Annotated in this window: 13 protein-coding genes; 3 read left to right on the plus strand and 10 right to left on the minus strand. The window is 62.1% G+C overall.

Translation table 11 applies throughout. From position 1 onward, the window contains the following. The first annotated feature begins 257 nt into the window (after positions 1-257). Positions 258-1,421, plus strand: a complete 1,164-nt coding sequence (locus tag G3N59_RS29240; protein ID WP_205986310.1) for a porin — start codon at positions 258-260, stop codon at positions 1,419-1,421. A gap of 174 nt (positions 1,422-1,595) precedes the next feature. Here the strand turns inward: G3N59_RS29240 and G3N59_RS29245 are convergent, their stop codons facing one another. Beyond that, on the minus strand, positions 1,596-2,426 hold the full coding sequence (locus G3N59_RS29245) for a polysaccharide pyruvyl transferase family protein (RefSeq protein WP_346777956.1): 831 nt from the start codon (positions 2,424-2,426) through the stop codon (positions 1,596-1,598). Between the two features lie 87 nt (positions 2,427-2,513). Between G3N59_RS29245 and G3N59_RS37475 the strand changes: the two genes are divergently transcribed. After that, complete coding sequence (locus G3N59_RS37475) at positions 2,514-2,711, plus strand: hypothetical protein (protein ID WP_346777957.1); 198 nt, start codon at positions 2,514-2,516, stop codon at positions 2,709-2,711. Between the two features lie 186 nt (positions 2,712-2,897). After that, entirely contained in the window at positions 2,898-3,302 is a 405-nt protein-coding gene (locus G3N59_RS29250; RefSeq protein WP_205986343.1) for a PPC domain-containing DNA-binding protein, read from the plus strand. 84 nt (positions 3,303-3,386) lie between these two features. Here G3N59_RS29250 and G3N59_RS29255 read toward each other — a convergent pair whose 3' ends face one another. The 9 genes from G3N59_RS29255 to G3N59_RS29295 all read right to left on the minus strand — a co-directional run bounded on the left by G3N59_RS29255 (position 3,387) and on the right by G3N59_RS29295 (position 12,622). Further along, positions 3,387-4,559 carry a porin gene (locus G3N59_RS29255; protein ID WP_205986312.1) on the minus strand — a complete coding sequence of 391 codons (1,173 nt, stop codon included), beginning with the start codon at positions 4,557-4,559 and terminating at the stop codon, positions 3,387-3,389. A 314-nt stretch (positions 4,560-4,873) separates the two neighbouring features. Further along, positions 4,874-5,050 (minus strand): DUF1328 domain-containing protein, encoded by a 177-nt coding sequence (locus G3N59_RS29260; protein WP_205986313.1) that lies wholly within the window; start codon positions 5,048-5,050, stop codon positions 4,874-4,876. A 129-nt stretch (positions 5,051-5,179) separates the two neighbouring features. After that, positions 5,180-7,198 carry a glycosyl hydrolase family 28 protein gene (locus G3N59_RS29265; protein WP_205986314.1) on the minus strand — a complete coding sequence of 673 codons (2,019 nt, stop codon included), beginning with the start codon at positions 7,196-7,198 and terminating at the stop codon, positions 5,180-5,182. 541 nt (positions 7,199-7,739) lie between these two features. Continuing rightward, on the minus strand, positions 7,740-8,036 hold the full coding sequence (locus G3N59_RS29270) for a YciI family protein (protein WP_205986315.1): 297 nt from the start codon (positions 8,034-8,036) through the stop codon (positions 7,740-7,742). 23 nt (positions 8,037-8,059) lie between these two features. Beyond that, positions 8,060-8,344, minus strand: a complete 285-nt coding sequence (gene catC, locus G3N59_RS29275) for a muconolactone Delta-isomerase (protein WP_027819040.1) — start codon at positions 8,342-8,344, stop codon at positions 8,060-8,062. Between the two features lie 34 nt (positions 8,345-8,378). Further along, the gene (locus G3N59_RS29280) at positions 8,379-9,704 is read right to left on the minus strand and encodes a TIGR00366 family protein (protein WP_205986316.1); all 1,326 of its coding nucleotides are present in this window, start codon (positions 9,702-9,704) and stop codon (positions 8,379-8,381) included. Positions 9,705-9,791: 87 nt separating this feature from the next. After that, positions 9,792-10,751 carry a 3-hydroxyacyl-CoA dehydrogenase gene (locus G3N59_RS29285; protein ID WP_205986317.1) on the minus strand — a complete coding sequence of 320 codons (960 nt, stop codon included), beginning with the start codon at positions 10,749-10,751 and terminating at the stop codon, positions 9,792-9,794. A gap of 2 nt (positions 10,752-10,753) precedes the next feature. After that, positions 10,754-11,455 carry an SDR family oxidoreductase gene (locus tag G3N59_RS29290; protein WP_205986318.1) on the minus strand — a complete coding sequence of 234 codons (702 nt, stop codon included), beginning with the start codon at positions 11,453-11,455 and terminating at the stop codon, positions 10,754-10,756. Between the two features lie 114 nt (positions 11,456-11,569). Further along, a complete protein-coding gene (locus G3N59_RS29295) occupies positions 11,570-12,622 on the minus strand; it encodes a cyclase family protein (RefSeq protein ID WP_205986319.1) in 1,053 nt (350 codons plus the stop codon). Positions 12,623-12,644 lie beyond the last annotated feature (22 nt).

Below are 12,644 nucleotides of genomic sequence, written 5' to 3' on the forward strand. Positions count from 1 at the left end.
CGTCGCGTGATTGCCACAGGTGTGTGACAGACAGATGACGGTGCAGATCGCGATTTTCCCTTTTGAGACAAGGTTTTAAGCGCCGAAAACTCGATATTTCCATATTTAGCAAATATCTGTTCCACCGCGTAAATCATCCGATTACATGGCTGTGGCACTTAAACTTCGCCGGAGATTGCGGAATGCGTCCAATACCCGGATGCCTTTCTGCGCGATCTGCAAGTCAAGCAAGTCAAGCAAGTTACTTTAGGAAAGTCATGAAGAACACTCTGATCATCGCGGGCGTCCTGAGCGCGTTCGCAGTTTCGGCTCACGCACAAAGCAGCGTCACGCTGTACGGTTCGCTGGATGCGGGTATCGTCTACGCGAACAACGCAGGCGGCCACTCGACGTGGAATCAAGGCAGCGGCGCGCTGTCGGACACGTACTTCGGCCTGAAGGGCAGCGAAGACCTGGGCGGCGGTCTGCATGCCATCTTCACGTTGGAAAACGGTTTCAACCTGAACAACGGCAAGGACACGGAAGCCAGCACGATGTTCAACCGTCAGGCGTTCGTCGGTCTGCAAAGCGACCGCTTCGGTACGCTGACGCTGGGTCGCCAGTACGACTCGATGGTTGACTTCCTGTCGCCGCTGTCGGAAACGGGCGCAGGCTACGGCAACAACCTGACGGCTCACCCGTTCGACAACGACAACCTCGACCACTCGTTCTCGGTCAAGAACGCTGTCAAGTACACGAGCGTCAACTACGCTGGCTTCAAGTTCGGCGGCATGTACGGCTTCAGCAACGACGCTGGCCAGTTCTCGAACAACCGCGCATGGAGCGTGGGTGCTTCGTACAACAACGGCCCGCTGAACGCATCGGCCGCGTACATGCAGATCAACAACTCGACGAGCCTGTCGAACTCGGCTAGCGGCGCAGTCGGTGCTGGCAACGGCAACAACTACAACCTGACGGCGCAAACGCAGCGCACGATGGGCGCAGGCGTGAACTACACGTACGGCCCGGCAACGGTCGGCTTCGTGTGGACCCACACGCAGTACGAAAACCTGCTGGCCGGTTCGGACAACGCAGGTTCGACGTTCAACATCCAGTCGGGCGCAAACCTGCACCTCGACAACTTCGAACTGAACGGCCGCTACGCGCTGACCCCGGCTCTGAGCCTGGAAGCAGCGTACACGTTCACGGACGGCAAGCTGAAGAACTCGGCTGGTTCGACCGATCCGAAGTGGCAGACGGCTTCGCTGCAAGCTGACTACTCGCTGTCGAAGCGCACCGACGTGTACGTCGAAGGCGTCTACCAGCACGCATCGGGCTCGTTCGGCGCTGGCCAGGCTAACGTCGCCATGATCAACACGCTGTCGCCGTCGACCACGCAAAACCAGGTCGCTGCTACGGTTGGTCTGCGTCACCGCTTCTAAGTCAACGCTTCGAGTCGAAGCCTGACTGTCTGAAAACGTAAGCTGAACAGCGCGCGCGGCGGATCGGCCGGTTCGCCCGCGCGTTGAAAGGCAAGCGTCACAGCTGGCCCGTCGTGCGAAATGTGCTCACAAGGCACACTTCGCCGGCGGGCCAGCTGCGTTTCAGGCCTTGTTTTACGGGGCCGATGTTGCAAAGGCCGCACGATAGCGGCGCACCAGATCGCTGGCGGTGTCGTGCAGCAAGCCGGGATCTGCACGCAGCGCGGCGTGAACGGCATCCGCGAGTTGGTCTACATACGTCGTCGCGGCGACTTCTTCCGGCTCCCACGTTGCTGCAAAAGTGGCTTGTTTGGGCGGTTGCAATGGCTGTTCTCCGTATTCTCTGTGCACGATGTTGATGCGTGGCCGTGCGAACGCCATTGCCACGATACGGCCGTGCAGGCTGCTGCCTGCGTAGATGCGGCTCGATGCGATCAACGCGCAGATGTCCCATATGTCGAGTGAATCGAACAGCACGGCTTTTATCGGCAGGCGTTGTTTCAGTCGCTCGTAGAGTGCGCGATCGTCGTGCCAGGGCGCAATGCCCGCACAAAACAGCACGATGCCGATGTTCTCCTCCTGTGCCATGCGCGAAAGCTCACGCGCGAGCACGTCGAGCGTGGCGTCGTCGCCGTAGGTGGCGTCGAACTGGATTGCAGAAAAGCCCTGTGGAAAGGCGTTTTTTATTGCGTCGAGCGGTGCTTGTGTGGCGCGTTTTGCGATGTGCTGGCCGAACAGGTCAGCCACCATGACGGCCGGATCGGGAATAACGGGCGCATCAATACCGCGTGTTTGCAGATGCATTTGCGTTTTTGCGTCCCGCACCGTGATTGCATCGGCTTGCTGGAGTTTGTCGATGACTTCCTGCTGAAAAAGATTGTCGCGTTGATCCAGCGCTGCGCCGCCTATTGCATGAAAGGCGATGCGTGCGATTCGCAATCTGGGCAATAAGGATTTCGAAAGCACATAAGGCGAGCGCGTTGCAATTCCCAACTGCTGCCGCGACCAGGCAAGCGGATTCGCGCACCACGCGCTTTCTTCTTCGATCATCGATTGCACGCGTTCTGGCGGCGCCAGCATGACGGCGGCTTCCCACGCATTGCAGGTGAGCAGCTCACCGCCTGCGTGAATAAGATCGACCGGCGTTTGGCCCGCAGCGATTTCACCGATCGCATGCACCGCATGTCCGCCGAACGCCCGCAGATCGCGCGTGACCAGGCCCGCAAAAACCGGCTCGCGCGGCGCGAGTAGACGAGCGAGCACATGCGCAAACAGCAGATCGCCGAAATTATGGCGATCGAATGCGCCGAACAACACCGTGCGTGCAGCCTGGGACATGAGCGGGCCTCGAATCGGTTCGCACCAAATCGATACTACGCTGCGCCGCGCGGCAACGTGATTTAATCTGACATGCCCCAACCGCACGTGGAGCCGTTCATGCAGGCGCTACCCATCAGGCTTTCTCCCGGCGACGATCTGCGCCAGGCGCTCGGTCTTGCGCTGGCGCTGCATCGCACCGAAGCCGCTTATGTCGTGCAGGGAATCGGCAGTCTGAGCGCGGTGGAATTGCGCTTCGCGGGCGTCGATCAGCCCGCCTCGCTGCGTGGCGATTACGAAATTCTCACGCTGGCGGGCTCGTTAGCCGTAAATGGCGCGCATCTGCATATGAGCGTTTCGGATGCGCAGGGCCGGGTGCTGGGCGGTCATGTCGCGCCTGGCTGCATCGTGCGCACGACAGCAGAAGTGCTGTTGACGCTGCTGCCCGGTTACCGCTTCACGCGTGAGCACGACGCGCAAACCGGCTTTCAGGAACTCGTGATTCGCAACGATCCTGAAGCGTAAAAAGCAACGCGGCGGCGCGAGGGTCGTCAAGACCGCTCACGCCGCCGCGTCTATTTCGCTCTGTTCAGGCTTGCGCCTGGATCATCAGAACTTCAGGCGCATGCCTGCTGCCACGACAGCCTGCGTGTTGCTCGACGAAGCTGCGAGGCTGTAGATCGACGCATTGCCCAGCACGGCGATACCGTTCGCACCCGACACGCGCTGATACACGCCTTCGAGGTACAGGTCGGTGCGCTTGGACAGCGCGTAATCGGCCTGCAGCATGAACTGGTTCCAGTGCGGCGATGCGTTGCCCGCAGCGCGGCTGAGCGAACCGTCGGTGTAGACGTACGAACCGCCCAGGCTGAATTGCGGCGTCAGCTGATAGCGGCCGTTCAGTTCGTAGTTGTTGAACGTGAGGTAGTCCGCGTCGAAGGTGTTGAGCGAGCCGCCTTGTGCGATTTCCGTCGGCGAAGCGATCATCGTGCGCGTGAACACGGCGCCAACCTTGGCCGCGCCGATCGTGTAGCTCGCGCCTGCGCCCAGCGTGCGCGTGCGCGCGGCAACGAACATCGGATCGTTGTCGGTGCTGGTGCCGGCCGACAGCGCGCCGCCCGTGGTCGAGCCCGGCTGGTTGCCCTGGAAGTACGCGACCGCCACGTTCAGCGGGCCGCCGTTCCACGACGCGCCGAAGGTGTAGGCGTCGTTCTGCGAGAAGCCGCCGCCCTGGTTGCTGAACGCGAAGGCGGCTTCGGCCTGGAAGCCAGCGTAGGTCGCGCTGCGGAACTTGATCGCATTGTTCATGCGAACGTCGTTGTTCAGGTTGTCGTTGTCGAACGGGTGATCGGCGATATTGCCGCCGAAGCCCGAACCGGTTGCCGACATCGGCGCGATCATGTCGACCAGCGCGTCATACTGGCGACCCAGCGTGACCGTGCCGTACTGGCTGCTGGACAGACCGACCCATGCTTGACGACCGAACATGTAGCCGCCGTTCGAGCCCTTGCCGGTGACGGTCGAGAAACCGTTTTCGAGGTCGAAGATCGCACGGAGGCCGTTGCCGAGGTCTTCGGAGCCACGCAGGCCCCAACGGCTCGTGCTGACGTTACCCGATTGCATCCCATACGTAGCGCCGTGGCCCGCCGACGATTTCTGGTTGCTGATGTAGTCGAGCCCCGCATCGACGGTGCCGTACAGGGTGACGCTGCTTTGCGCATGCGCCATCGACGACGCAGCCAGGGTGGCGAGCGCGAGAGTATTCAACAACGCTTTTTTCATGTCGATTCCGTAGTAGAAAGATAAGTCACCATGCGTATGGACGAGCGTGTGGTTAGGAGTCCAATTCACATGGCCGCAGCGATACAGCAGGAACCGAGAATTTAAGGAAATGCAATTACAGGTACGTGTCGAAAATGGCCTTCAAAATGAAACTTGGTTTAAGTTTCTGACATGAAAAATTTAAGAGCGCGTCAAACGAAGGCGGGAAAGGCGGGCGGCGAGGCGGGAATCGTGCGCGGGCGAACGCCGCGCGGCGGGCAATAACAGGGCTTGCGAGGCCGGCGCTACCGCAATGGCGGCGCCGGCCCGCACCGCTAATCGACGATCTTCTTCGCGACGAATACCCCGAGCAGCAGAAACGCAACGCACAGGATCAGGAAGATGAAGAACAGGATCTTGGCGATGGCGGCCGCACCGGCGGCAATACCGGTGAAACCAAGCAGAGCCGCGATAACGGCCACGATAGCAAAGAACAGAGCCATTTTCAGCATGGTCGATTTTCTCCTCGCGTGTGGGCGGCGCAAGCTCGCTCTGGCTCGCGCCGCGACTGGGCTGATTTGACGCGGTAAGGTGTCAGCAAGCGGTGTGCCCGAGCCGGCGAATCCCGCGAGGAGCGCCTTTTAACGCACCGCCCGCGCACCCAGACTTCCCGGAAACGGCACGAACGCCAGGCTGCAATCGACCGGCGGATTCGCCGCGCCGCTCGCTGTCTGGGTGAGCGCGACGCCATTGCCCAGCCCTTGCAGCGGCAGATTCGTGCCGCCCGCGCCCACGCCGATCTGTGCATCCGCGGCCGTCATCGAAAGCGGCGCGACATCGGCCACGACGTTATTGAGCGTAATCTGCAGCGGATTTACCACGGGCGGATTCGGCAGCCCAGCCGTTCCGGCCGACCAGCCTTTGCCCGCGAGGATCGGATTCGTCGTATTGAAGCCCTGGAACGTATAGCCCGAAGCATTGACGATACGAATACCGTCGAGGCTGATATTGCGGAAGTTCGGATAAAGCCCCGCATTGGTTGTCGGGCTGTAGTAAGGCGAAAAGATCAGCGCTTGGGGTTTCAGCGCAGCCGTGGGGTCGGCCGTGCGGATGCAGACATTCTGGTAATGAATATTGGCGATCAGGCCGCTGCGGCTCCAGTCGGATTTGATGCGCAGGCCGTTGTCCGCGCCATCCATCACGAGGTCGTAGACATTCACGTTGCTCACACTCGGATAGACGCCGTCCAGCGCGGCGACATCGGCATTGGCCATACCGTTATCCGATCCCGCGGATTCGCTGCCGATCGACATGCCGTGGCCTTCGTAGAAGTGGCTGTGCGCGATCGTGACGTTATAGGTGCGGCCGTTGACCGTGCCTGTGCCGCCCTTGATGGCGATGTTGTCGTCGCCGGTGCGAATCGACGTATAGGCGATCAGGATATTGCTGGCGTCGCCGGTGAGTTTGCCGGGGTTGCCTGGGTTACTCGTGATCGGCCCGGAACTGGCGGGGTCGATGCCATCGGTGTTCTTTGCGTTGAGCGTGCTGTAAGGCGCGCCCAGGTAATTCGTCATCGCCTCGTAAGCGGTGGTTGGCGTGAAGATTTTCACGCCCCAGGCCGTGAAGCCGTCGATGCCGCTCGGTACGACGTGGAATTTGGGCGCGTTCTGCAGCGTGATGCGATAGAGCGTGAAATTGCGGCCGTTGTTGATCTGGATAAGACGCGGATTGTTCTGCGAAGCGTTCTGCACGACGTTGGCCTGCCAGCCGATGTCCCACCAGCTCATGGCCGTGCCGTCCGGCCTTTTGAGCAGCGCCGGGTCGCCGGGAATGCTGCTGAGGAGCGGGCTGCCGCCGCGTCCGTCGATGGTGCCGTCGCCCATCACGGCGCTGTTGCTCGTTTTGGCGGCGGTGATGAGGGCGTTGCAGCCGTTGTCGCTCGACGTGATCACGCCGCAGCTTGCCGTGCCTTTGGCTTTGTCGAACTGGCGCGGATCGCGCGAGGCATAGAGCGTGACGCCGCCGTCGATCCAGAGTGTGACGCCGCTGGGCAGCGTGAGCGGGCCGGAGAGGAAGGCGTTCGCGCCGCCGGGGCCAGCCATGAGGTGCACGACTTTGTTGGTGGCGAGGCCGGTGCTGGCGGCGTTCGTGCAACTCGTGAGAGCGTTCTGGATGCGCGTGGTGTCGGGTGCGGTGTTGCTGGCGTCCGCGCTATCGGGCAGCAGGCCGTTGGGCAGCGCGGTGAGATCCGCGTTGAGCGTCGCACACAACTGGCTCGTTGCAGGCAGCGTGGGTTCGGGCGGTAGCGCGCTATCGCTCGTGGTCGTGCCGACCTGGAAGCCTGGTGTGGTGGGTGAGGTGGGTGGGGTGTTATCGGATGCGTCGCTGGCCGGGGTGAGCGGCGTGACGGGCGGGGTATCGCTGCTGGTATCGCCCGCAACGTTCGGGCTGTCCGCGTTCTGGCTCGCCGATGCGACCACGGGCGCAGTGGTGTTTTCGACAGTACCGTTGCCCGTTGGCGAAATCGAACCGCCGCAAGCGGAGAGTGTCAGCGCGATGCTCATCGTGCCGATCAGACCAGGGCGAATGAAAGCGCTTTGCGTGCGCGGCGAGCGCGCGCCATCGAGGAAGGACGAAGCCTTGTCGGAGCTGAATGCCATGTGTGATCCCATCGGATTGCATTGAAGTGCGCGGAGATCGGCAAGCTGCTCATCTGACAACGCGCTCGCCGTCGCTGTGTTGTCTTACAACGCTGCGTAGTGTAGTGATCCGATGAAGCGGCATCACACCTGGTAGATGCCCTGACATTTTTTCAGGATGACTGAATGAAATTTTGGGAAAAGGCGAGAGGATGCGCGTGAGCAGGCGGCATGAGGAAATCGATAGATCGCCGTAGTTTGCGGCATATCAATCGGTGTGCTGCGTCGCTTGCGCGGAATCTCCGCGCGCGTTTGACCGCGCTCAATGCAGACGCAATCGGAGGAAGAGGCGGCGACGACGTAGGCCGTCGCATCTACCGATATCCGCGATCGCCTATTCGCACGCGCAAATCAGAAGCCGCGCGCAGCGGTTTTTTGACGCTGCGCAAGCCGCTGAAAAGCGGCCCGTCGTGCTGGAGGGGCGCACGACGGGCCAAACCGGCGCCGTACAGGGACGGCGCCGTCCGAGGGAGCGATGAGGCGAACCTAAGAGAGAAACGGCTTAGAGATAGCAGGCGCCGTCCACATAAGCCTTGCGCCAGCGCACGATGCTCACGCGCTCGAACAGGCCGACGTGCGAAAACGGGTCCTGCGCGATAAAGGCTTCGGCTTCTTCGCGCGTTTCGACATCGACGATATAGATGCCGCCGCCCGCGCTCGAACCGTCATCGTTGAGCTTGGCGCCGCAGGCCAGCAGCAGGCGCTTGTGCTGCGCGAGAAAATCCAGGTGCACGTCGCGTTCGCGCGCGCGCACGTGGCCGTGGTCAGGCTTGTCGAATGTCTCGATCAGAAACGGCATGGCTTACTCCGTGCTGGTCAGATTCAATTCGGCGCGATGGCGGACGGATGCTGCGCCAGCGGCGTCACGCTGATCTTCATGAACGGGAAGAGCGGCAGCGCCGAAAGCAGCGTGTGCAGTTCGTCGTTCGACTCCACGTCGAATACGCTGTAATTCGCGTATTCGCCCGCGACGCGCCACAGATGACGCCATTTGCCTTCGTGCTGAAGCCGTTGCGAAAAGGCCTTTTCTTCGGCCTTGAGTTTGTCGGCGTAAGCGGCGTCGGTGCCGTGCGGAATCTGCACCTGCATGTGCACGAGATACAGCATGATTAATCTCCGTTAAAAGTCAGGATGCGCGGCATCAGCCCCAAACCAGAATCGCCACCGAATACACGATGCCGATCCAGAACATCATGATGACCGTGTAGCCCATGATGTCCTTGAGCTTGAGGCGCGAGAGCGCCAGCGCGGGCAGAATCCAGAACGGCTGCACCAGATCGTTCCACGCATTGCCGAGCATCACGGCCGTGGACGTATGGCCCACCGATGCGCCGATGGTCTTCGCTGCTTCGATCATGAACGGACCCTGGATGACCCAGTGGCCGCCACCCGAAGGCGCGAAAAAGTTGATGACGAACGAACTGATCAAACCCCAGAAGGGCAGCGTGGCAGGCGTGGCCACTTTGACGAACGCCTCGGAAAGCGTATTGACGAGCCCCGACGACGCCATGATCGCCATGATGCCCGCATAGAACGGATACTGAAGAATGATGCCGCTAATGGTGCGAATGCCTTCGTTGAGCTTCTCCACATAGCGGATCGGCGTGCCGAGCAGCAGAATCCCCAGAAACAGAATAAAGAAGTTAATCAGGTTCAGGTCGATCGAGCCGCCCTGCACGAAATGCAGCGCCACATAACCCATGCCGATCGCGCCGATCACATAGCTCAGCAGGCGGCTGTTATTCAGGCGATTGGCGAGCGTCTTGCCTTCGTCGATATCGATTGCAGGCGCGGCCTTGGGCGCTTCCTCCAGCGCGCGATCGATTTCCTTCACCGGCTGACCGGGCTTCGGATGCAACCATGCATTGAGCAGCGGCAGCGTGATGATGGTCACGAGACTCGTGATCAGCATCGTCGGCGAGAAAATCGTTTCGGATAACGGAATAATGCCCATCTGGGCTTCGAGCGGATGTCCCTTGGTGGAGATCAGCACGGGAATGCTGGCGGAAAGTCCCAGACCGTAAAGCGTGAAGCCGCTATAAGCCGAAGCGATGATCAGCGGGTAATGCACGCCCTTGACGCGCAGCGCAAGCTTGCGCGCGACAATGCCGCCCACCACGAGACCGAAACCCCAGTTCAGATAGCTGCCGATACCGCCCACCAGCGTCGCGACGATGATCGCCATACGCGGCGAATCGACATGCGAAACCAGCCGATTCAGAAAGCGGTCCGTGAGCGGCGCGGTGGCCAGCACATAGCCCATGGCGAGAATCACGGCCATCTGCGTCGTGAACGCGAGCAGCGCCCAGAAGCCTTTGCCCCAGCTCGTCGTGAGCGCGGTGACGGTCTGGCCTTGCACGATGACGGCCAGCGCCATCGTGAGCAAAGTGAGGCCGATCGCAAAGACGAAGGGATCGGGCAGATACCGGCGCATCAGCTCGGTAAAGAAGGCTGTGACTCGCTGCATGGTTGTGTCTCTTTCAGGTCGTAGTAATTCTTGGGTCTCTCTCGCGTTGCTGCGAGTGTTTTGATCGGGATGGTACGAGGTAGGGAATCAGTCCTCGGCGCGCCCTGTGTGTTTTCGATGCCGCGCAAGCTGCATTAATTGACGATCGCGCCAGGCCACGCGCGCGTCCCATTGATCGAGCGGCAAGGCCGTGCGCCGCGCGGCTTCCACCTGCGCGACCAGCTCGGGCGTCCACGGATCGTGCTGACCGCGCTCGGCGCCCATGCGTTCGTACGACGGCCCCATCTTCTGCGCATGCGAGGCAATGCCGCCGCGCGTATTCAGATCGACGGTCTCGAACGGGCCGATCACCGACCAGCGCGGCGCGAGGCCTTCGCGCATGACCGTATCGATATCGTCGACGGAAGCCACGCCGTCGCGCACGAGGCAATACGCTTCGCGCAGCACCGCACCTTGCAGGCGGTTGAAAATGAAACCGGCCACTTCTTTCTTCACGCGCACGGGCATGAGGCCCGCTTCGCCATAAAGCGCGATCGCACGCGTGGTGGCCGCGGCCGAGGTGAACGGCGCCGGCACGATCTCGACGATGGGCACGAGATAGGGCGGGTTGCCAGGATGCGCCACGAGACAGCGTGCGTGTCCGGGCAGGCTTTCGTCGATGAACTTCGACGCCGCGAGAAACGACGATGCGCTCGCGAGGATCGCCTGAGGCGGTGCGAATTTATCCAGTTGTACGAATAGATCGCGCTTGAGTTCCGCACGCTCGGGCGCGCATTCCTGCACGAGATCGGCATTGGCCACGGCGGCTTCGAGTGTATCGACGATGTCGATGCGCTCTGCGATCTGAACGCTGCCTTCGTCGATCAGCGCGAAACGCGTGAGATCGGCGAGGCGCAGCGCGATTTCCGCGGGCGCTGCCGCACGACGCTGCGCATCGGGATCGAACAGGCGCACGCGCCAGCCTGCGCGCGCGAACACGATCGCGAAGGCCACGCCGATGCTCCCCGCACCGACGATGCCCGCGCGACGCAGTGCGATCGTTTCCATCGTCACACTCCCGCGACGCCGACCGTCATGCCGCCGCACACGTAGAGCACCTGGCCCGTGACGAAGCCGCTGCGCGCGTCGAGCAGATACGAGGCGGCGTGGGCGACATCGTCGGGCGTGCCTACGCGTTTGACCGGCACGGCATCGATGATCGCCTGCGTGCGCGGCGCGCCCGGCGGGTTGGCGCGATCGAATAGTTCGGTGCGGATGGGGCCGGGGCCGATGGCGTTCGCGGTCACGCCGAAAGCACCGAGTTCAAGCGCCCACACGCGCGTCATGCCGATCAACGCGGCCTTGGTGGCCGAATACGCGGTGCGCAATTCCTTGCCGAGCGCCGCGCGCGACGACATATTGACGATGCGCCCGAAGCCCGCGGCCTTCATGCCCGGCAGCAGCGCCTGCATGCACTGCTGCGCGCAACGCACATTGAGCGCCCACGCGAGTTCGAGTTCCTCGAGTGTTTGATGCTCGGCATCGTTAGGCACGACCACGCCGACGTTATTGATAAGACGCGTGATCGGGCCGCCTTCGAGCGCGCGCGCGAGTGCGGCGGCGGTGGCCTGCGTATCGGTGAGGTCGGCGAGAATGCCGTCGCCTGCGCGGTCGATCACGACCGCTTCGTAGCCATCCGCTTCGCAGCGCGCGGCGCACGCGGCGCCAATGCCGGCCGCGCCGCCGGTGATCAAAACTCGTTCTTTAGCCATGATATGAATGCGATGTGTCTCGTGTATGGACAGATAAGAAGGATTGCTTATCGAATTCGTGCCGGATTGAGATCGATTGATGTGCAAGCTCAGACGGGTGCGATCAGACCAACGTCAAACGGTCGCCACCGGCGTCACGGGCGAACCCATTGCACCCGGCAGCCGCAGCGGCGGCGCTGTGAGCATGAAGCGCGTGCGGCCATGTTCGCGCAGCCAGTTGGCGAGATCGCGCAGATACCAAAGCTCGCCCAGCGGCAGGCCCAGCTTGAACAGACAGTGGTGGTGCAGCGGCATCAGCGGATGCTCGCCCGGCGTGGCGGGCTGGCGCGCGGGATAGCGTTCGACCGCGTAGTTATCGGCGGCCAGCGCGGCAATGCCCGAATCGCTGATCCATTGCAGCAGCCGTTCGTCACGGCCGTCGAGTGCGCTGCAATGGCTCGCGAGCACGGCTTCGTCGGGCTGTTTGTTCATCTCCAGCACCATCTCGGCGAACCCGGTGCGCAGCACCAGCATGTCGCCGCGTTCGACTTCGACCTTGTCCGCTGCCATCACGTGCATGAGATCGTCGTAGCCGACCGTGCGGCACTCGCGCCCGAAATGCGCGGCCAGATCGATCAGCACGCCGCGGCCCTGCATGCCTTTGACGGCGAGATTTTCGATGCCGAGCACGTCCGCATGGCTGTGCTCGCCGCCGCAGGCGTGCGGCGCGAAGCCGTCCTCTGCGGGATAAGTCATGGGGCCGACGATGTCGCGGTTCGCGCGATAGCCGTTGTAATAGACGCTTTCGGCCACGCCGTCGCCATCGGCGTCGAAACGCGCGCCTACGTGGGCAAGCGCATCCCATTGCGTCGAATATTGCAGCGAGAGCAGCACCTGATCGTCGCTGACGATGTCGGTGGCCGACGGCTCGTTGCGCGCGAACGGGAAGTTCACATACGGCAGGCCGTCGCGAAACGTCGGGCGCAGCACGGGCGGGTGACGGCGCACGTTGAGCTTGCTTTCGCCGGGGAAATCGAGCGGCAGCGACAGCGTGAAACTCAGTCCCGCCTGGATTTCGCGTGCGCCCTTGAGCACCTGCTCCGCGCCGATGAGGTTGGGGCGGCCCAACTGATCGTCGGGTCCGAAGTCGCCCCAGTTCGAGCCTTCCGGCCGGTTCTTCCAACGCATGCTGTCTTCCTCCACATCTCTT

This window comes from Paraburkholderia sp. Ac-20340, from assembly GCF_017104965.1.
Classification (GTDB): domain Bacteria; phylum Pseudomonadota; class Gammaproteobacteria; order Burkholderiales; family Burkholderiaceae; genus Paraburkholderia.